The sequence below is a fragment of the Calditrichota bacterium genome (genome assembly GCA_013152715.1).
Taxonomy (GTDB): Bacteria; Zhuqueibacterota; Zhuqueibacteria; order Thermofontimicrobiales; family Thermofontimicrobiaceae; genus 4484-87.
The window spans coordinates 1-19,612 of sequence record JAADFU010000018.1 but is presented as its reverse complement, the minus strand read 5'-3'; the positions used below and the strand labels follow the sequence as shown (position 1 = coordinate 19,612).

Below are 19,612 nucleotides of genomic sequence, written 5' to 3'. Positions count from 1 at the left end.
ACCACACTTTTACACCATCTCAAATTGCGCTGTAAAATGCCGCAGCATCGGCGCTTCGTAAGTAAAACGAACACCTCTGAGTTGATTTCTGTTTTTGTAAACCTCCTCGATTACTTCGATCACGTAGTCGAAATGGCTCTGGGTGTACACGCGGCGCGGAAATGCGAGACGCACAAGTTCCAGCATCGGTGGAATGTATTCGCCGGTTTCGGGGTCATTTTTGCCGAACATGATGCCGCCGATCTCGCAGGAACGAATGCCGCCGGCAATGTAGAGCGCGACAGCAATCGCCTGTCCGGGAAACTGATTTAGCGGAATGTGCGGGGCGAAAGCTTTGGCGTCGAGATAGAGCGCGTGGCCGCCGGTCGGTTTGAGATAGGGAACGCCCATTTTGTCCAGCCGCTCGCCCATGTACTCGACAGTGCGAATGCGATAGTGCAAATAGTCTTCATCCAGGACTTCGTCTAATCCCTGGGCGATGGCTTCCAGGTCTCTTCCTGCCAGACCGCCGTAAGTGGGAAATCCCTCGGTGACAATGAGTACGTTCCGCGCCTGCATTGCCAGATCGTCGTCATTCATGGCAAGAAAACCGCCAATATTGACCAGCGCATCTTTTTTGGCGCTCATGGTGCAGCCGTCGGCGTAGCTAAAAATTTCCTGGGCGATTTTTTTGCACGACCAGTCCCGGAAGCCGGGCTCGCGCATTTTGATGAAATAGGAATTTTCCGCAAAACGGCAGGCGTCGAGAAAAAGCGGTATGTTGTGACGCGAACAGATTTCTTTGGCGCCGCGGATGTTTTCCAGCGACACCGGCTGCCCCCCGCCGGAATTGTTAGTGATGGTGAGCATACAGACCGGAATATTTTCCGCGCCTTTTTCTTTGATGAAATTTTCCAATTTTTCCAGATCGATATTGCCTTTGAACGGATGCAACAATTGCGGCTCTTTCGCCTCGTCGATTACCAAATCCACTGCTTCGGCGCCGTTGTATTCGATATTGGCGCGCGTGGTGTCAAAATGGGTATTTGAGGGAATGTATTTGCCTTTTTGGGCGAGAATTTCGAACAAAATGCGTTCCGCGGCCCGTCCCTGATGCGTGGGAATGATGTGTTTGAAGCCGGCAATTTCCTGCACTTTGTCAAAAAAGCGATGGAAACTGCGTGCGCCGGCGTAAGATTCATCGCCGCGCATGATGCCGGCCCACTGCAGGTCGCTCATTGCCGCGGTCCCGCTGTCTGTGAGCAGGTCGATGATGATATTTTCGGCGTCGATGAGAAATAAATTATGACCCGCTTTCTTGATTATTTTTTCGCGCTGCTCGCGCGTCGTCATTTTAATCGATTCGATCATTTTGATCTTGAAAGGTTCAATGATTGTTTTCATGAGCGCGCCTTTCTTTTGGTTCTATGTCGGTTTAGGATGGGGTATCCAATTCATGGGAAACAGGATATCCTGTCAAGGATACAGAAGAATTTGCAGCTAAAGATAATGAAAACTGTGAATAAATACAAATAAAAAAACAAAAAAAATCAGGGCTCGAAAAGCGAGCCCCGATCAGGAACGAGGAGATGATTTGATTAGTATTGGGGAGGGAGGACCCATTTGTCTATCGTTTTCTCCAATGACCTTTTACGTAAACCCAACCGTGGGGTTTTTTGACCCAATGACCAGCGACCCAAACTTTGCCTTTTGGCGGAACTTTCCAGTAGCCTTTGACCCAGACGAAATCCGCTCTTCTGGCGTTCCATTTCCAGTGTCCTTCAATCCAAACTGCTTTAGGCGAAGGTTTTGCCTTTTTTACGACGACAATTTTTTTTGCCGGGGGTCTTCTGGAAACGTGAACTACTCTCGGCGCACATGCGGAAATTTGAATCATCAGAAAAATTGATAAAATCGACAAAGACAAAATTCTTTTCATGACAACCTCCAAAGTATTGTTTGTGATTTCTGGCGGAAACAGGTCAATTTTTGTGCCAGACTTATTGTGGTAAAATAATGTATTAAAAATCAATATATTACAAATAATTGGAAGTCCAAAAATTTTTATTGAGGGTTCGCTGCGGTACGTTTGGGTGAACGAAATGGTACACGAGGGAAGAACCAGTCCACATTGAAAGACAAGTCAGGCGGAATGAAAAAGTGTTTTCGTTGAATTTGTCAAAATTTGTTGTCGCTGCATTTTTAAGCGGACCGCATCTCCGTCTCAAAAAAATTTGCTTGCTTTTTTGCAATGGAGTTTTTAGATTCCAGTCAATTTGATTTGACAATTTTGGGAAATTCGGGCTTTCAGCAAAGGGTGCAAGCATGGATCAAAAAGTTAAAGAATATTTTCGTTTAACCAGGCCGCTGAATGTGTTTATTGGCATGTTGTCGATTTTTTTAGGGGCGTTTGTCACGGGAACGATTCAGCCGTTGTGGCGGGTCTTGCTGGCGAGTCTGTCGGGAGGATTGATCGCTGCGGCAGCGAACGCTATTAATGACTATTTTGACGTGGAAATTGATCGTATTAACAAACCGAATCGTCCGATTGCGTCGGGGAAAATGAGCAGAAAACAAGCGCGCACATTTTCTCACATCTTGTTTTACGCTGGGATTTTGATCAGTATTTTTGTGAATTGGAAAGCCCTCATCGTGGCGGTTTTTTCGTCACTTTTGCTTTACCAATACAGCGCGAGGCTGAAACGAACTATTTTGTGGGGAAATTTGAGCGTGAGTCTGGTGTCGGCGCTGGCGTTCATTTACGGCGGCATTGCTGTCAATCGGCTGGAGATCGCGTTGATTCCGGCAATTTTTTCCTTTTTCTATCATCTGGGCCGGGAAATCATTAAAGACACGGAAGACATTGTCGGCGACGAGGCCGATGGGATTGTCACTTTTCCCATAAAATACGGCGTCCAAAAAGCGCTGGCGCTGTCGAGCGGCATTTATCTGTTTTTGATCGCGCTGACGTTGGTCCCCTATTTTTTCCACATTTTTGGCATTTACTACCTGATTATCGTGTTGGCGGTGGTTGATCTGGTTGTTTTGCTTGTTCTGTTTTTTATATGGAGAGATCGATCGCAAAAAAATCTGTCCCGGCTCAGTCTGATTTTGAAGCTGAACATGTTCGCCGGGTTAATTGCCATTTATTGCGGACAGTTTTGATTTGTCTGAGCGCTCGATTAAAATCAGAAAGAAATTCAATTTTGCAGGAAATCACAAGTTCAAAATTTTTTCAATCACCCGCTCCAGATCGTGCAGAGAGAATGGTTTTTTAAGAAAATAGATATCATCGCGTTTCAGTTTTTTGCGAATGGTGGATTCTTCCTCAAATCCGCTGATGAGAATCACCGGCACCCACGGATTTTCATTTTTTAAGCTTTTGACCAATTCAATCCCGTCCACGTTGGGCATGAGCACATCAGTGATCACCAGATCGAATCTGTTTTTTTGGAACAAATCAAAAGCCTCCACGCCATCCACTGCGGTCATGACTGTGTAGCCGACTTTTTCCAGAGCTTTGTCGAGCAGGTGTCTGAATTGCGGATCATCATCGACGACCAAAACATTGATTGGCTTTTTGAATTTTTGCAGTCTGATTGGGCGTGTCTCTTCGGTTGTCTGCGAGGCGAATGGTTCCAATAATTGCTCGGAATTTTGCAGGATAATTTTGATACGTTGCACGGCATTCACAATGATACGTAAATTTAAATTGCTTTCGGCAGGTTTCGCGTCCGGGTTGTCTATGAGAAATTCGGCGGCGGCAAGAATGATCGCCAGAGAATTGTTTGTTTCCATGTTTGAAAAATAGACGGACTCCAGTGTCTGTTTTAATTGCTTGCATTCTTGCTTTAACAAAGCCGAACTTTCACCTTTTTTGGTGGATTTCGCCATAAATCCTCCTTTCTGCGGGAAGTGGGCAAAAATAATTGAACAAATATTGTTTTGGCTTGACTTTTTCGGGATTTTTCGTTATCATTAAACGGAAATATTTTAAGAAGTGGTGTAGTTTTTTAACAACTGTTTGAGGAAAAAAGTTTCTTGATTTCTCTGATAAGAATAATTTTCAGCGCATGAACCGATTGAGGGGAACTTTTCTGTGTTTTTTGAATTTTAAATTTTCAGCATTAGGCGGTAAAAAGATTGTTAGCAAACACATTTTTTTTTCGTAGGAGCACAGTCATGAATATCGGCATCATCATCGGACGATTTGGGGATATCGATGGCGTTTCTCTGGAAACGCTCAAATGGATTGATGTGTTGCAGCGTTTTGGTCATGAGATTTTTGTATTATCGGGCAATTTTTCCACGCATGTTCAAAATAATATCCATCGCACTCTGTATCCACCGTTGGCTTTTTCCTCGCCGGAGTGCGAGTGGGAACAAAAACGCGCTTTCTTTTTTCCCGATGATGAACCTGACGAATTGCTGGATCATCTGGAGCGGGCATCGGACGCCATCGCTATTGAGATTTTCAAGTGGATCATGAAAAATAAAATCGATATGATTTTGCCGGAAAATGCATCAGCGCTCCCGTGTCACCTGTCCATGGGAATCGGGATCAGGAAGGTCGTGGAACATACCGGTATAAAAACTGTTTGTCACGATCATGATTTTAGCTGGGAGCGAGATGATCGATATCGCAGCCCGCACAGGGAAGTCAATGAAATAATTCACAAGACTTTTCCCTTACAAATGCCGCACGCGCGTCACGCTGTGATTAATAGTCATTCCAAAAATTATCTGGGTCAGCATTTTCATATTGACTCTATCGTTGTGCCCAATGTGATGGATTTCAATATTCCTTACGGCCAGTCAGACGATTACAACAATGACTTGCTGGAACAATTTGGTTTGCAAAAAGATGACATACCATTGCTCCAGGTGACTCGAATTGTGAAAAGAAAAGGGATTGAGATCGCCCTGGATTTGATTGATTCGATGGAAGACAAAAAAGTGAAGTTAATCGTTACCGGTAGTTTTGCCGACGATGAACGGCTTGGTTATTTTCGTCAGTTGTTGGATATCATTGACAAGCGTAAATTGCAGCGGCAAGTCATTTTTGGAAGAAGGCGAATTCATACCTATCGCGGCCGGTCAAAATCCGGCGAAAAAATTTACTCCATTTCCGATGCTTATGCCCATGCCGTTGCTTGTACCTATTTCAGTTTGTACGAAGGTTTCGGCAATGCGTTTGTGGAATGCGTCGCTGCAAAGAAGCCCATTTTTGTGAATAATTACAAACCGGTTTATTGGCCTGAGATCGGGAGCAAGGGCTTCAAGACCGTAATGATCGAAGACGGAATTTTGACGGACCAGGCTGTTCGTGAAATAAACAAAATCATTCACAACCCCAAATTAGCCCGAGAGATTGCTGAACACAATTTTGCATTAGGTAAAAAATATTTCTCCTACGAAGTCCTCGAACAGAAGTTATTCTACCTTTTCAGCAGTTTCTGAACTGAATCCGAAAACCGAGAGGAGGCGTGGATATGAAAGAGGCGCTATTTCAGCGGCTGAAAGAGCGTTTGCAGGAGGAGAATATTCGGACCTGGTTTGATATGGGCTTATTTTTGGACCGTATTCGCGATAATCGCCAACCTTTGAAAAATATACCTCAATCCTATAAATCGTTTAAAAAAAAGTTGCAGTCGGGGATCGCCTTTGTTACTTTTGATTTCGGCGTTGACGGAGTGACTATTGAAATCGAAAAATATTCTGCAATTTTCAGCCGGCTCATTTCAGCAGCCGGCAACAAACTGCCACGTCTTTTCTGGATAGGCAGCGTCCTGAAACTTAAACCTGAAGCGTTGCCGTCGAATTGTGAATTTTTAGTCCTGCCGGGCGGAGAGGGTTTCGACGATTGGGACGGCTATCACGAACTTTTTCACACCCATCTTTCCCGTGGATCGAAAACATATAATTTGTTGGCAAAAAAAGTGTGGCGACAAACAGTGGAATTGACGCTGCGTCTGGGAAGATATGTCGTCGATTACGATATTCAGCTATTGGTTCCGGTGAATGTGAATTCCAATCCCGGAAATGTGCCGCTGGCTTTTGCCATGGCGCTGGTATCGGAGTTGCTGGAAATTCCGGTGTTGAATAGCAATCACGATTTTTATTGGGAAGACGGCAATCCGCCAGGTTTTCGACAAACCGAGGGGCAGCGAGACCACTTTTTCACCAATCATCATTTAGGCGAAGTTTTTTCGCTCATAGAAGTGCTTTTTCCCTGGGACAGTCCGCTCTGGTTTCAGATGGTCATTAACCCGTTGCAGCGGATAAAATTGATTCGGAAAGCAGGCGTCAATCCCATTGCTGTCAAAATCGTTACGACTTTCATTGACATGGCGAAATTTAAACCCATTCCTTCTGATGAGCGAAAGGAAATTCTCACAAAGCTGCATCATTTATTCGCCGGAGATGAGAATGAACTTTACCCCACGCCGGTGGATCAATTCATCGAAGAAATGGATGTGCAGCCTTTCAGAAGGAAACCGGTCGTGCTCGGAGCGGTCGGTAAAAATCCGATTTTGTTCACTGGCTCGAATCTGCTTATTTTGCAGCCGACCAGAATTCTTAAACGCAAACGAATTGAGAAAAATTTCGGACTATTCAAGTCTTTGCTGCAGGACAAAGCCTATCGCTTGTTTTTCAAGCAAAACCCGCACGTGAATATTATTTTGCTCATTACGGGGCCCATTTCCACCGGGCAGGACGACTATTTTCGGGAGTTAATTTTCAAATTCAAAGAAATGCTCGCTTCGTTACCGGCGGGCTATCGCAAACGTTTTTTTCTGGCGTTGAAGTTTGGCAAAGATATTAATCAGGCAATGGTGCGACGCAAAATGCCCCGGCTGCGGATCGAGGAATTGTATGCGACGGCTGACGTGGTTGTTTTGCCCAGCAAGTCCGAGGGCAGAGGACTTCCTCTCGTCGAAAGCTGTGCCAGCGGCACGCCCATCGTTGCCAGCCGTTACGAACCTAAATTAGTTTTCGCTTCCGTAGTGGGCGAGCGGTTAGATAAATCGCTGCGCTTGCACGTGTTTGAATTTCCGGATGATTGCCGATCCCTGTCGCGAGGTCTGATCGATTTGTACAACCGACCCAATTATTCCAAACGCATTATTTTGCACAATCGGCGTGTGGTGAGAAAAAGATTCAGCATGGAAGCGCTGGAAAATCAGTTCAATCGTTGTCTGTATGTGCTCTGGCGACGCTGCCAGTTGCCGACTGAAGAAAACATGACGCATGTACGCCGTTCTTTCGAAGAATTTGATAAAATAACAAATTACGACCGCACGTTTCAGCAAATTGTGCTTGCCGGGAAGCGACGCTATTATCCGGGAATTTCGCCCATCGAATTTATGGTTGTGCTCAAGTCTCTGATTGATCCCAGCTATTTTCGCGTTGAGGAAAAGGAACTCAAAGGCAGAGTCATGCGTTACGCCAGACATCTGGTGAAAAATTACCGGAAATATGTCAAGCTTAATTTAAAAACGAAATTGGCGTTTTACAACAGCGTGGAGTCGCTTTTCTGTTATTTCACCGGCGAAGATCCCATCGTGATGGATCATTCGCTGAGTTACCGTCACCGCCATCGACGACATTATCCCTATCGAAAACTTACCGAGATCGAACTGCTGGGAATTGTGAGCTGGTTATTTCGCAGCTACGTGAAAAATACCGAAGTTATTCCGTTGTCGCGTCGGCCGGTCAGACATGCGCAAAATTTGCAGGAGCAACTGACGCGGCTGGTGGGATTTCACAAATTAGGCATTGACGATCAGGCGGAATTGTTAAAGGCGTTGAAGTCCGACCGTTCATTTGCCTGGCTGCCGGGAGAGAATTGGTTAGATGAAGTGAGATTGTTTGTGCTGGGGACTTTTCGCGGGCGGCTGACTCTGTCGGGAGACGAGAAAATTACCAGCGAAATTTTGCAATCGGAAAGGGCAAAAAACATTGGATGCGTCTATTTGTTGGTACGCGAAAAAGCGGTTGGGTCGCCGATTTATTACAGCAATGTACTGCGTTGGATCAAAAAAATAGCCACGTCGGAAATTCAAGCCCTTTTTGATGCCGGTGTGTTTCAAGTCGTCAAAACGCAGTCGATCGCTCCCGGCGCTCATTTGGGGCAAATTGGCGCTGAGGCGAAGAAGGTTTTGCTTTCACTGAAAAAAGAAAAAGGCTTTGTGGTGGCGATTGGCGAAGCCAACTACTTAACGTTGGATTTGCTGGATTTGGATTCTTTTCGCATTGGCACGACGCGACATCCGCAGTTTGTCCCTTATTTGGGAATCAAAAAAAATCAGCATTTTATTCAGTGGGTTCCGGCGGGTTTGAGCCCGAGTATCGCTTTCCCGACGCCGCTTCAAACTTCCCGACAATTTTCCCAAATTCTGAAAAGCAATATTTTCACCGATGTGGCTCATCGTCTGGGAAAAGAAAGAGCGCTGAAAAAATTGCGCGCCGAGACCAAAGACAAATATTCTCCGCTGGAACCGATGCTCAAAAAACTGCGCGACTACGGCAAATCAGCGGAGAGTTTCCGGCCCAAAAATAATGTCCGGGTGCAACGATTGGCGGGACTCCACGAAGATGGCTATCCCTGGTCCGGCATCATGGCAAAATTGTCACTGGATAAAGAAAAAATAGCGGAATTGGGGATCAAATTTAAAACTGTATTTGCTTCCAAATTCGGTAAAACCGTGGTGGAATTAGCCCGCGAGTTTACAAACCAACACGGCAAAAAAGTGTTGCTGGCGTGGAATGGCGGCTACATGCTGAACGCGGAATTAGTGGGAAAACTCGGCTTGCCGGAAAAATACATCGGTAGCCCGCTGGGTTTAGTTGTCGTCGATGGAAAAATTTTGTCGTTGCCGCTTTACAATAAGCCGGCGTTCATCGTTAACCGGGACGGGTCGCTCTCGCTGCGGCGCGTGAATTTGTTCGAGGGCGTGACCATCGCCATTCGCGGCGGGGACTCTTTGACTTTGACTGCGCAGCAGCGAAATAAAGCGGACAGTGTTGATCCCATTTTTTACGACTTATTGTTTCCGGATGCGGAAATATCAGCGAAGAACAGAGTGATTTTTCAGTTTACCGGAAATAAAATTATTCGCCGTATTCAGACGTCGGAAGAAAAAGTCAAATTGTTGCCCGTCGGCTTGGTTGTGTCCCTGCCGGAAAATATGAATTTATCCGGCTGGGAAGAAGGCGCTGTGGCAGATTTTCAATTGCCAAATTTAGGAGATGTCAGCGAAGCGATTGAAGCAGGCCCGACGCTGGTGCAGGACGGCAAGTTCGCTATCGACATGGAAACCGAAGGTTGGAAGACGGCGCACTCCATCGCCACGCAGGCGGCGCGTGTCGACTTTGAGCACCTGCGCGGACCTAAAATCGGCGTGGGACTCACTGATGAAAATGAATTACTCGTCATCGCTGTGAACGGCAGAATTCGCGAGAGCGTGGGCGTGACCCATGTCGAGCTGGCGAAAATTTTAATCGATCAGGGCTGCCGTGATGCCATCGGCTTTGACCCGGGCGGCAGTGTGACGCTCGTTGTGGACGAACAATTGAATGTCACGCCTTACAATCAAAATTACGAAATGAATCCCTACTCGCTGCCGCCGCAGCCGAGACGGGTCGGGAGTGCGATTTTGTGTGTGCTTAATGAGAATGACTAACAAAGTGAGATAAAGCGGGTGGTTAGGTAAAAAGTCCCAATAGAAAAGAAACAAGAAAACGGATGTTGAACTTGGTCGCACTGCCGAGAAAGATGCCTTTTGAATTCAAAATATTTCAGTAAGCTCTGTGAGCTCCTCTGACGTACGCATGATACTTTTTACCCGATCAAGTTTGTCAAAAGCTTGCTTTTTAATAGCCTTCAAGAGAGAAGTTCTGGCTCTAATGAGCTCGGTTTGGGCGTTAGACAGATTGGTATTGGGAAGCGAATACCTGAACTCAAAGTGAGACCACTTTTTACATTCTACAGTATTGCTACGAAAATCCTTTTAAAGGTGGCGGTCAAATAAAAAAAATTATTTTTTTTCAAGCATTTTATTAAGCAGACTTATTTGTTCCCGCGAATTGCTCTCGATATCAATAAATAACTTTATTCCTTCGGATATTGCAAGAAAAGCTATTACTCCTAAAATACCCATAATTAGAGAAGATGTGATTAAACTTATTCCAGTAGTTTTAGCACTATATCCTTTTCCTAACAATGTGAATCCATAAAAAAGTGTGATCACTGCTCCAATACCAGTAATCCATGCTAATACTTTGTAAATACCAGAAATGGTTCTTAAAGCTGGATATTTCTGCCCATCGTTTTCAGAAGATGATTCAATTTTTTCTTCTTCTATTTCACTTAAATCAGCACCACAATTTGGGCAAATTTCTGCATCAATTGAAACCTCCGCTCCACAGTCACTACAGATATAAGAATCGAGAGATTCATCTGGAACTGATTGGTTTGCTCCCATTTTTTCCTCCTAATTTAAGACATTGCTTCCATACACGCTAATGACCGAGCTCACCTGACTATACAAAGCACCGATTAAATAACAATCAGAGGGACTATTTTATCAGGCAATTAAAATATCGATTTCACAAAAGTCGTTTGAATTCTTCAACCGTTAAACCAACTTGTTTTATGATCTTCCGCAATGTACCCTTTGCAACTTCGCGATGATCTGGGACAACTACTCTTCTATGGGTATATTCAGCCTGCCGTAAAACGATATGGCTGCCTTTCTGTCTATCTCGTTCATAACCTATTTTGGACAAAGCTGCTACCACCTCACGCCCTGATATTCGTGGAAGCGTACTCACACTGCGACCTCGACAATTTCTTCGTCGATGGATGGCGGAATAGGCTCATTGTGTGCTTGCAGGCTTTCAAGATAAACTTCAATCGCTTCCTGAATATTCTCTAATGCCTTTGCTCGTGTTTCCCCTTGAGAAATACAGCCGGGCAGAGAAGGAACTTCGGCGACAAATATTCCGTCCTCATCTTGTTCAATGATAACCCGATATTTCATAAATGGCTCCTACTTGTTTATTTTAGCCTAATACCACTTTATAATATCAAAAAAAAGTGAACTTGTCAAGCAAAAAATCACAAAACTCGAAAAAAGTTGCCAATAGGATGTTGTTTGTGAAAAGACACGCTGTACCGCACAAATGCGCCAAAGTCGCACAAGAGCGACGTACTTCGGTTTAATCAGGAATTTCTTTAAGATGTCAATTTTGAGAATCATCAAATTCCCCCCTTGCTTTTTTGCCAAAAATTTCGTATGATTAAAGATTCAAAATAGTCATTGAGTGAAAACCGAGGAATTGAAATGCGGGTAGTTGTGCAGCGCGTCAGCCGGGGCGCGGTTTCCATTGACGGTGTGAAAAAGGGCGAGATCGGCAGCGGGCTGGTGATTTTGCTGGGAATAAAAAACGGAGATGCGGAAAGCGACGCCAAATATTTGGCGGAGAAGTGCGCCAATCTGCGCATCTTTGCCGACGAGGAAGGCAAGTTTAATCGTTCGGCGCTGGATGTGGGAGCGGAATTGCTGGTGATTTCGCAATTTACTTTATACGGCGATACGCGCAAAGGCAGGCGCCCCAGTTTCATCGACGCGGCGCCGCCGGAAATTTCCGAGCCGCTGTACGAGAAATTTGTCGAATTTGTGCGCGCCACAGGCTTGCGCGTGGCGACGGGCGAGTTTGGCGCCATGATGCTGGTGGAAATTCACAACGACGGGCCGGTGACATTAATCGTCGAAAGTAAGAGGAATTGATGAACAACGAAAATTGTATTTTTTGCAAAATAGTACGAGGCGAGATCCCTGCGGAAAAAGTTTTCGAGACCGAGCGCGTCGTCGCCTTCAAAGACATTCATCCGCGGGCGCCAGTGCACATTCTGGTCATTCCCAAAGAACATATTGAAACTGTGAATCATATTCAGCCCGAACACAAAGATTTAATCGGCGAGATTTTTTTGGCGGCGCAGGCTGTGGCGAAAAAGTTTGACGTTGCCGACAGCGGTTTTCGCACGGTTTTTAACTGCAACCGTGACGCGGGGCAGGACGTGTATCATTTGCATTTGCACGTTTTGGGCGGCAGAAAATTGTCGTGGCCGCCGGGGTGAGGGTCAGAGTTGCGAGTTTCGGGTTTAGAGTTGTGAGTTGAGAGATGCTAAATGAAAAGAAGCCAAAATTTTTCGTTTAGATAAAATTTCAAAAAAAATCTTGATTTTAAACTCAATAATTATTATATTTTTAGTTTAAAAAAATGTAACTATTTAGATTTAATCGTCTATTTATCATTTTGTATGCTGCTGAAGCAGCTATTTGGTCGTTCAAAAAGCCGATTGTACTAGCACTACGATTCATCGTGGTGTTTGTAAATCAATCTTGCAAGTTAAGGTAGCGGCTTCCGAAATACCCATACCTGAATAGTTACGAAAAAATAAGAGTACAAGTTTAAAGCTAAACATAAAAAACTATGAGAGGAGGTTGGTTCCTGAATGCCCGGTGTTAAAGTACGCGAGGGTGAGAGTTTCGAAAAAGCATTTAAGCGGTTTACGAAGGCTTGTGAAAAATCCGGTTTGATGTCTGAAATAAAAAAACATCAACATTTCGAAAAACCGAGTGAACGACGCAAACGAAAACTCAACGCTGCAAGACGTAAAATGAGAAAATTGCAGATCATGGAAAACAATCGCTAATTTTCAAAAAGCAAATTTTCTGTTTCTGGTTTGAGGAGGAGCAATCATGTCATTGATCGATCAAATGATGATTGAATTGAAAAACGCGATGAAAGAGAAGAACAGGACGCGGGTCGATACCGTTCGCTTGCTCATTTCTCAATTAAAAAATGCGCGCATCGATAGCGGAGACGCGCTAACGCCAGAGCAGGAAATGCAAGTTTTAATGAGTGCTGCAAAGAAGAGGAAGGAGGCAATTCAGGCTTATCAGAGCGGAGGTCGGGAAGATTTATTGGAGAAGGAACAAGCTGAATTAAGAATAATTGAGGAGTTCCTCCCGGAGCAACTGTCTGACGAAGAAATTGAAAAGGAAGTCGTTGCCGCTATCGAGCAAGTTGGCGCTACCGGTGTGAAAGACCTGGGCCGCGTCATGGGCGAAGCCATGAAAAAACTCAAAGGCAGAGCGGACGGCAAGAAAGTGCAGGCAATCGTTCGCTCCAAATTAGCTTGAATTGAAAAAACAAAAAAAATAAAAAAGTGAATAAAGATTTGCTGCTTTATTCGCTTTTTTTATGTATGCCAAAAAATGGAAATGATCGATGTCGGGAGGACTATCATTATTTCTGCGCGCCAATCTGGTCGATTTGATCATCGTCATCATCATCGCGGTGGCGATCTACCGCGGGTTTAAACGTGGATTTATCAAAGAATTTTTGGGCTTTGCCGGCCTGCTCGTCAGCTTGATTATGGCTGTCCGCTACATGTCGGATTTGGCTGCTATTTTGTACGGCGTGAATTTGCCGAGCCAACTGACGACGGTGGTGGCGTTTGTGATTATTTTTGTGCCGGTGATGCTCTTTTTCCGCTGGTTGTCCCTGAAACTCAAGGTTTTGTCAAAATTTTCCTTCACCCTCGGCAGCATTGACCGGCTGGCAGGCATGGGATTCGGCTTGATCAAGGGCGCGATTTTGGTGAGCATTCTCGCCGTTCTGATTTCGCTCTCCGGCCTATCCATTGCCTTTAATGATCAGATTAGCAAATCGCAACTGTTCAAACCCATGAAACAAGTTTTGCCGCTGGCATATTCTTTTTCCAAGGTTTTTATCGTTGGCAGGTATAAATCATTTTACAAAGAAGTAAAGGAATCACTGAACGTAAATGACAAGGCGTTATTAGATCCTGCCGCTGAAGAATTCCTGCGAGACTTCCAGAAAAAATAGTTTGGTGTTTTATTTTGAATGAACAGATTTTCGACATATTGGAATTTGACAAAGTTCTTGAGTATTTATTGCAGCTTCCTGTTTCGCCGTTGGGCGAGAAAAAAATCCGCCGTATCCAGCCATTAACTGATCTTGAGTTGATTCAACACGATATTGCCTTAGTCACCGAATTTCGCGAGATTTTTGATTTTGACGATCCGTTTCCCCTTTCCGGTTTGCAGGACGTGTCCGCGGCTTTGGCGCAGTTGAAAATTGAAGGCAGATTTTTGAATGCGGAAGAACTGAGCCGCATCGCGCAAACGCTGGAAGTCGCCAGGAAAGTAAAGAACTATTTTGCTGAGCGGCACGAAAAATATCCCCATTTGTCAGAAATTGTGCGCCATGTGCAGAGTTTCCCTGATGAAGAAAGCGAAATCAACCGCTGCATCGACCGCGCCAGTTTTTTGATTTTTGACAAGGCTTCGGCAAATCTGATCCGCATTCGCCGCGCGATTGTGGCGCAGGAAGAGCACATCCGAAAAAAACTGGAGTCGATGCTATCGAATTTTGCCGCTAAAGGTTATTTGCAGGAAAATGTCATCGCCATGCGTAACAATCGGCTGGTGCTCATGGTCAAGGATGCGGCTAAAGGAAAAATTCGCGGCTTGATTCACGATCAATCCGCCACCGGGGCGACAGTTTTTGTCGAACCGTTGGAAACGCTGGAGATGAACAATCGCATCCGCGCTTTGCGCATCGAGGAGGAGCGGGAAATTGAAAAAATTCTATTTTCGCTCAGCGGATTGATTCGGGACAAATTGCCGGAGTTTCAAACGACATTGGATGCGTTAGCTCAGTTGGATTTCATTTACGCCAAGGCGCAACTATCGCGCGCGATGAAGGCGACGCCGCCGGCAGTGAACAAAGAGAATCGGCTGGAAATTTTCAATGGCAAGCATCCGCTTTTGGTGCTGCGCTACGAGGACCAGCGCGAAGTCGTGCCGTTGAATTTGCGCATGGGAGAGGATTTTCGCACGCTGGTGGTTAGCGGGCCTAACGCTGGCGGGAAAACAGTGGCGCTAAAAACTGTGGGGCTGTTGTGCCTGATGACTGCCTGCGGTTTGCACATCCCGGCGGAATCCGGTAGCGACATTCCGGTGTTTCGGCAAATTTTTGCCGTGATCGGGGATCAGCAGTCGCTGGAAAATGATCTGTCAACTTTTTCCTCGCACGTGGCTTCGCTGAAAAAAGTCATCGACAAAGCTGACGCGGACAGTTTGGTGCTGATCGATGAAATTGGCGCCGGCACTGATCCCGAGGAAGGCGCGGCGCTGGCGATTTCAGTGCTGGAATCGCTGACCCAAAGAGGCTGTCTGACGCTGGTTTCCACGCATCAGGGAGCGCTGAAAATTTTCGCTCACGACACGCCGGGCGTCGAGAATGGATCCATGGAATTTGATCGAGAGACGCTACAACCGACCTATCGTTTCCGAGTGGGCATTCCTGGTTCCAGTTACGCTTACGAAATTGCCAACCGGCTGGGTTTGAACTCGGAAGTGCTGGATCGCGCCCGCGAACTTGTGGGCGGTCATAAGAGCAAGTTAGAAAATTTGCTGGCTGATTTAGAGGAAAGACTGCAAAAATACCAGACTCTGACTGGCGAATTGTCCATCAAAGAAAGCCAGTTGGCGGCGCTGAAAAAACTTTACGAATCAAAAGTTGCTCATTTGCGGGATAATGAAAAAAAATTGAAAAAAGAAGCCGTGGAAAAAGCTGAACAAATATTGCGCGAAGCGAATACCACGGTGGAGCGACTTATTCGTCAAATAAAAGAAGAACAGGCGAGCCGTGAGGCGATTCGTGAGGCAAAACAAATTTTACAGCATCAGCGAGATAAGATTAATTCGGAAAAAAAGACGGCGTCACAAAAATTAAAAAAAGAAAAGCGAGAACGAAAACCGCTTTCTTCTGTCAGCTTGGGCGAAGAAGTCTTTTGGGAGCCTTTTGGTGCGAACGGCATTGTTTTATCAGAACCGGATGCGTCGGCGCGGGTGTTGATTCAAGCCGGGGATGTCAAAATTAAAGCGCCTTTGAAAGAATTGTTTCCGGTGAAAAAAACGCAACAGCGGAAGCCGGCGCGAGTGAAAGTAAACGCCCGCGTCGAACCCATAACAACCACGGAAATTGACATCCGCGGCATGAGAGTGGAAGAGGGCATTGAAGTTGTCGATAAATTTTTGGACGAAGCAATTTTGTCCGGAATGGAGCAGGTTTACATTATTCACGGAAAAGGAACCGGGCGTTTGCGGCAGGGAATATTTCGCTATTTGGACAAGCACCCGAACGTAAAAAATCATCATTACCCGGAATGGAGCCTCGGCGATACGGGCATGACGGTCGTTGAATTGAAACGATAGAACGGAGAATTTGTGTGAAGGCAGAGGAACAAATAAAAATAAATCATTCCTGCCGCTTTGTCGGGGAACGGAATGAATTGATAAAAAAATTGGAAAAAGAAGGTAAACTGATTTCTCCCGCGTATTATTGCGCGGTAATGGGCGGATATTGTTCCGACGATGCGTTGTGCATCGCAATGGTTTCCAAAGCGTATTTGCCGAGTATTTTTGGGGAATTCGATATTTCTGTTTTTCAAAATAACCGAGACGGCAAGGAACACCTCGCTGTGACGCGCGGCGATCTTGACGGCGCCGAAGAAGTGCCGGTTCGTATCCACTCGCAGTGTCAGACCGGCGATATTTTTGGTTCACTGCGCTGTGATTGTCGCGAGCAATTGGAATTTGCGCTGAAGAAATTTTCCACGATGGAGCGCGCCGCGCTGCTCTATTTGAAACAGGAAGGCAGAGGCATCGGTTTGGCGAATAAAATTCGCGCCTATCATTTGCAGGAGCAGGGCCTGGACACGATTGAAGCGAATCATGCGCTTGGCTATCCCGACGAAATGCGCGATTACGAAATCGCCGCTGCCATGATTCGGCTGCTCAATATCAAATCCGTTGCCTTGTACACGAATAATCCGAAAAAAATCGAAGGTCTGGAAAAATACGACATCAAAGTCGTCCGGCGAGAACCGGTGATTATCCCGCCCAATCGTTTCAATAAAAATTATCTGGAAACAAAGAAAAAGAAAGCCGGTCATTTGCTGGACGATGTGGAGTGATGCGAAAATCAGGAAGGAGAAATTATGCCACGTTCCGGCCAGGAAGAAGACATTCTCGCTGTGCAGAATTCTGAAAAGCTGGTAAAGGAATTGCGCGGCCAGATTAAAGAACTGCAAACGCTGCAGAAGAAGCAGCAGACACAAATTCGCGCTCTGGAGAGCAAAATTGCTCGCTTCCCCGATTTGTCAAAGTTTTCGCCGGAAAAATTGCGCCAGGAATTGATCGAAGGCATTCGTTTGTTGGGGGAACGCGTGACCCAGGCAGTGCAGGAAATCAACCGCCGTCACGAAGACTTTTCCGAAGAAATTGCGCGGAAATTTGAAGAAATTCAGACCACCGACAAGGAAAATATTTCCCGTCAAAAAGAAGAGCCTGAATCCGGAATTGCACCGCTCAAAGAGAGCCGGCTGCTAAATGAGGAAGATTTTGAAATTGTGCCGCGCGATGCAATTCAGCGGCTGATTGAACTTTCCCGCCAGCAAGCCGCGGCAGTGAAAAAAATTATTGATGAGCAGGAACAGAAAGTTGCTGATCTGGAGAAAAAAATAGAAGGAATGCAGACCGCGCCGGGAAATTCATCCCCGAACGGTAACAGCAAACAAATTTCCGTTGCCATTATTCTTTCGCTCATTGCACTGCTGGCAGCGATTGTCTCGCTCGTGTACCAGCTTTTTTGATTACCCACTTTCGGCCAAACCAGCAGCTTTGGCGTTTCAAAAACAAAAATGTCTCACGCCTGTGTGCGATTCGCCAACTCAACCAGCATATCCAGAACTTTGTACAATTTTTGAATATCGATGATTTTGCCCGATTGCTCGTAAGTAAATTTCTTGCCGTCGAGAATGATCATAACTTCGCCCAATTCGATAATCGTGGCACGAATATCCGGCGTGATCATGGTTTTTATTTTTTCCTCGTGCGAACCCTCGATGATGTAGCGCTTGTCAAATGTCTTGTCGCCAAAAATAATATCTTTCGTGCCAAATAATTTTGTCAGTTTCTGAATGATCCCTTCGCGGTAAATTTTGAGCTTGATCTCCGTGGGCTTGGGCAAAAACAGGTCGAAATGAGTGAGAAAAAGATGCACCTTTGGCGCCGCGGCGATAAAAACAATTTTTAGCTCAAACTGATAACCGCGATATTCGCCGATCACCTGAGATGTGCCTTCTTCGCTGATCGAGTATTTCGCCTTGATCTGATTGGCAAAAATTTTCCAGGGATTTTCGGTGTCCTGGAGCATGGTTTAGTCCTTCTTTCGTTTTTTTTTATCTAAATTTCAAGTTAAGTGTGCCCTACCTAACTTAAAGCTCTCGCCTGATCATTTCTGCAAATCTTTTGATCCCTTTTTCAATTTGCTCCGGCGTTGCCATACTGAAACTGGCACGCATGAAATTTTTCAAATGATCCCGCGCAGAAAATGCGCTGCCGGGAACGAGCAGAACTTTCAGTTCTTCAGCGTATTTTTTAATCATTTGTTCGGCATTGAATTTTTGTGGTAGTTCGAACCAGATGAACATCCCTGATGACGGCACGTTGTATTTCACTTCTGGCGGCAGGTATTTTTTTACGGCGGCAATCATGGCGTCGCGGTTGCGGCGGTAAAGCTCACAATTTTTTTTGATCGAACTACGGAATCCTTCAAAGCCGGCTTTTTCTAAGTAGCGGCACAAAATGATTTGAATGAAACTGCTGGTGTGCAAATTGGCTGACTGTTTGAACATCACAAACTGGCGAATGATCTCCGCCGGTCCTGAAGCGTAGCCGATGCGTAACCCCGGGGCGAAAATTTTGGAAAAACTGTCCAGCCGAATCACTCTGCCTTCGGTGTCCAGGGATTGCACTGTGGGCAATTTTGCATCATCGTCTAAATTCAAAAGCTGGTACGGATCATCCTCAAGAATGAGCAGCTCGAATTTGTTGGCGATTTCGATGAGGTGTTTGCGCCGCTCGGGAGAAAGAGTCACACCGCCGGGATTGTGCCCGTTGGGATTGGTGTAAATGAGTTTGGGCAGCCGCTCGCCGGTCAGTACGATTGTCTCTAATTTTTCTTCGATGATGTCGGTGCGCAAACCGTCCGCGTCAATGGGAATGGGAACAAAATTTTTGCAGAAAGACTGAAACGCAGACAACGTTCCCGGATAACTGGGCTCGGAAATAATGATGCTGTCGTCCGGGTCGGTGAAAAGGTACGCCATGATGAACAGCCCTTCCTGACTGCCGTTCAGCACAACGATCTGATCTTTCCCGAGCTGAATTCCGTCTTTGAATTTGTGCCATTCCAGCAATTTTTCTTTCAATCGCGGCTGGGCGTCCGAAGGCCCGTACTGCGAAGCGCCAATGAGTTCGCCGTCGGTAATTTGAAACTGAGCGCCGTCCTTGAATTTAATGGAAAGATTTTCAAAAACAAAAGTTTCCGGGTTCGGGTAGCCGCCGCCGAGAGAAATCAGTCCTTCGATGGGAAGGTATTTTCCTGAAAGTTCACGAATGGGAGAGGGTTTTTTATCTTTTGCTCTGTCAGATAGTCTGTCTGTGATGTCCATGTAGAGTCCCTT

At 45.7% G+C, this 19,612-nt stretch carries 19 protein-coding genes; 11 read left to right on the top strand and 8 right to left on the bottom strand.

Annotated elements, in window-relative coordinates; genetic code table 11:
• Positions 1-9: 9 nt before the first annotated feature.
• Positions 10-1,383, bottom strand: coding sequence for a tryptophanase (locus GXO74_01585; protein ID NOZ60352.1), 1,374 nt, complete (start codon positions 1,381-1,383; stop codon positions 10-12).
• 223 nt (positions 1,384-1,606) lie between these two features.
• On the bottom strand, positions 1,607-1,918 hold the full coding sequence (locus tag GXO74_01580) for a BcpO-related WXXGXW repeat protein (protein ID NOZ60351.1): 312 nt from the start codon (positions 1,916-1,918) through the stop codon (positions 1,607-1,609).
• 386 nt (positions 1,919-2,304) lie between these two features.
• On the opposite strand from GXO74_01580, the gene ubiA reads away from it, so the two are divergent.
• Positions 2,305-3,144: a UbiA family prenyltransferase gene (gene ubiA, locus GXO74_01575; GenBank protein ID NOZ60350.1), complete on the top strand. Its 840-nt coding sequence runs from the start codon at positions 2,305-2,307 to the stop codon at positions 3,142-3,144.
• Between the two features lie 51 nt (positions 3,145-3,195).
• On the opposite strand, the gene GXO74_01570 is transcribed toward ubiA, so the two are convergent.
• Positions 3,196-3,873: a response regulator gene (locus tag GXO74_01570; protein NOZ60349.1), complete on the bottom strand. Its 678-nt coding sequence runs from the start codon at positions 3,871-3,873 to the stop codon at positions 3,196-3,198.
• A gap of 288 nt (positions 3,874-4,161) precedes the next feature.
• Between GXO74_01570 and GXO74_01565 the strand changes: the two genes are divergently transcribed.
• Together GXO74_01565 and GXO74_01560 are read left to right on the top strand one after the other, a co-directional pair.
• Complete coding sequence (locus tag GXO74_01565) at positions 4,162-5,439, top strand: glycosyltransferase family 4 protein (protein NOZ60348.1); 1,278 nt, start codon at positions 4,162-4,164, stop codon at positions 5,437-5,439.
• Positions 5,440-5,471: 32 nt separating this feature from the next.
• Positions 5,472-9,665, top strand: a complete 4,194-nt coding sequence (locus GXO74_01560) for a glycosyltransferase (GenBank protein NOZ60347.1) — start codon at positions 5,472-5,474, stop codon at positions 9,663-9,665.
• A 354-nt stretch (positions 9,666-10,019) separates the two neighbouring features.
• Here the strand turns inward: GXO74_01560 and GXO74_01555 are convergent, their stop codons facing one another.
• The 3 genes from GXO74_01555 to GXO74_01545 form a co-directional block, all read right to left on the bottom strand.
• Positions 10,020-10,466, bottom strand: a complete 447-nt coding sequence (locus GXO74_01555; GenBank protein NOZ60346.1) for a zinc ribbon domain-containing protein — start codon at positions 10,464-10,466, stop codon at positions 10,020-10,022.
• Positions 10,467-10,590: 124 nt separating this feature from the next.
• Entirely contained in the window at positions 10,591-10,815 is a 225-nt protein-coding gene (locus GXO74_01550; GenBank protein NOZ60345.1) for an addiction module toxin, HicA family, read from the bottom strand.
• Complete coding sequence (locus tag GXO74_01545) at positions 10,812-11,024, bottom strand: type II toxin-antitoxin system HicB family antitoxin (GenBank protein NOZ60344.1); 213 nt, start codon at positions 11,022-11,024, stop codon at positions 10,812-10,814. Before GXO74_01545 ends, GXO74_01550 begins: the two co-directional genes overlap by 4 nt.
• 303 nt (positions 11,025-11,327) lie before the next feature.
• Here GXO74_01545 and GXO74_01540 point away from each other — a divergent pair, with 303 nt between their 5' ends.
• From GXO74_01540 to GXO74_01505, 8 genes are all read left to right on the top strand, one after another.
• Complete coding sequence (locus GXO74_01540) at positions 11,328-11,774, top strand: D-tyrosyl-tRNA(Tyr) deacylase (GenBank protein ID NOZ60343.1); 447 nt, start codon at positions 11,328-11,330, stop codon at positions 11,772-11,774.
• A complete protein-coding gene (locus tag GXO74_01535; protein ID NOZ60342.1) occupies positions 11,774-12,124 on the top strand; it encodes a histidine triad nucleotide-binding protein in 351 nt (116 codons plus the stop codon). Before GXO74_01540 ends, GXO74_01535 begins: the two co-directional genes overlap by 1 nt.
• A gap of 378 nt (positions 12,125-12,502) precedes the next feature.
• A complete protein-coding gene (rpsU, locus tag GXO74_01530) occupies positions 12,503-12,703 on the top strand; it encodes a 30S ribosomal protein S21 (GenBank protein NOZ60341.1) in 201 nt (66 codons plus the stop codon).
• Positions 12,704-12,749: 46 nt separating this feature from the next.
• Positions 12,750-13,193, top strand: coding sequence for a GatB/YqeY domain-containing protein (locus tag GXO74_01525; protein ID NOZ60340.1), 444 nt, complete (start codon positions 12,750-12,752; stop codon positions 13,191-13,193).
• 88 nt (positions 13,194-13,281) lie between these two features.
• On the top strand, positions 13,282-13,902 hold the full coding sequence (locus GXO74_01520) for a CvpA family protein (GenBank protein ID NOZ60339.1): 621 nt from the start codon (positions 13,282-13,284) through the stop codon (positions 13,900-13,902).
• A 14-nt stretch (positions 13,903-13,916) separates the two neighbouring features.
• On the top strand, positions 13,917-16,298 hold the full coding sequence (locus tag GXO74_01515) for an endonuclease MutS2 (protein NOZ60338.1): 2,382 nt from the start codon (positions 13,917-13,919) through the stop codon (positions 16,296-16,298).
• Positions 16,299-16,312: 14 nt separating this feature from the next.
• A complete protein-coding gene (gene ribA, locus GXO74_01510) occupies positions 16,313-17,059 on the top strand; it encodes a GTP cyclohydrolase II (GenBank protein NOZ60337.1) in 747 nt (248 codons plus the stop codon).
• Positions 17,060-17,083: 24 nt separating this feature from the next.
• Positions 17,084-17,737, top strand: coding sequence for a hypothetical protein (locus GXO74_01505; protein ID NOZ60336.1), 654 nt, complete (start codon positions 17,084-17,086; stop codon positions 17,735-17,737).
• A gap of 53 nt (positions 17,738-17,790) precedes the next feature.
• Here GXO74_01505 and GXO74_01500 read toward each other — a convergent pair whose 3' ends face one another.
• The gene (locus GXO74_01500; protein ID NOZ60335.1) at positions 17,791-18,300 is read right to left on the bottom strand and encodes a hypothetical protein; all 510 of its coding nucleotides are present in this window, start codon (positions 18,298-18,300) and stop codon (positions 17,791-17,793) included.
• Positions 18,301-18,361: 61 nt separating this feature from the next.
• A complete protein-coding gene (locus GXO74_01495) occupies positions 18,362-19,600 on the bottom strand; it encodes a PLP-dependent aminotransferase family protein (GenBank protein NOZ60334.1) in 1,239 nt (412 codons plus the stop codon).
• Positions 19,601-19,612: the final 12 nt, after the last annotated feature.

What these genes read in the sequence shown, in the direction of transcription:
- GXO74_01560 (NOZ60347.1), top strand. Translation starts at nt 5,472, where the DNA reads ATGAAAGAGGCGCTATTTCAGCGGCTGAAAGAGCGTTTGCAGGAGGAG.
- GXO74_01545 (NOZ60344.1), bottom strand. Translation starts at nt 11,024, where the DNA reads ATGAAATATCGGGTTATCATTGAACAAGATGAGGACGGAATATTTGTC.
- GXO74_01525 (NOZ60340.1), top strand. Translation starts at nt 12,750, where the DNA reads ATGTCATTGATCGATCAAATGATGATTGAATTGAAAAACGCGATGAAA.
- ubiA (NOZ60350.1), top strand. Translation starts at nt 2,305, where the DNA reads ATGGATCAAAAAGTTAAAGAATATTTTCGTTTAACCAGGCCGCTGAAT.
- GXO74_01585 (NOZ60352.1), bottom strand. Translation starts at nt 1,383, where the DNA reads ATGAAAACAATCATTGAACCTTTCAAGATCAAAATGATCGAATCGATT.
- GXO74_01565 (NOZ60348.1), top strand. Translation starts at nt 4,162, where the DNA reads ATGAATATCGGCATCATCATCGGACGATTTGGGGATATCGATGGCGTT.
- GXO74_01495 (NOZ60334.1), bottom strand. Translation starts at nt 19,600, where the DNA reads ATGGACATCACAGACAGACTATCTGACAGAGCAAAAGATAAAAAACCC.
- GXO74_01555 (NOZ60346.1), bottom strand. Translation starts at nt 10,466, where the DNA reads ATGGGAGCAAACCAATCAGTTCCAGATGAATCTCTCGATTCTTATATC.
- GXO74_01540 (NOZ60343.1), top strand. Translation starts at nt 11,328, where the DNA reads ATGCGGGTAGTTGTGCAGCGCGTCAGCCGGGGCGCGGTTTCCATTGAC.
- GXO74_01535 (NOZ60342.1), top strand. Translation starts at nt 11,774, where the DNA reads ATGAACAACGAAAATTGTATTTTTTGCAAAATAGTACGAGGCGAGATC.
- GXO74_01520 (NOZ60339.1), top strand. Translation starts at nt 13,282, where the DNA reads ATGTCGGGAGGACTATCATTATTTCTGCGCGCCAATCTGGTCGATTTG.
- GXO74_01580 (NOZ60351.1), bottom strand. Translation starts at nt 1,918, where the DNA reads ATGAAAAGAATTTTGTCTTTGTCGATTTTATCAATTTTTCTGATGATT.
- GXO74_01570 (NOZ60349.1), bottom strand. Translation starts at nt 3,873, where the DNA reads ATGGCGAAATCCACCAAAAAAGGTGAAAGTTCGGCTTTGTTAAAGCAA.
- GXO74_01500 (NOZ60335.1), bottom strand. Translation starts at nt 18,300, where the DNA reads ATGCTCCAGGACACCGAAAATCCCTGGAAAATTTTTGCCAATCAGATC.
- GXO74_01505 (NOZ60336.1), top strand. Translation starts at nt 17,084, where the DNA reads ATGCCACGTTCCGGCCAGGAAGAAGACATTCTCGCTGTGCAGAATTCT.
- rpsU (NOZ60341.1), top strand. Translation starts at nt 12,503, where the DNA reads ATGCCCGGTGTTAAAGTACGCGAGGGTGAGAGTTTCGAAAAAGCATTT.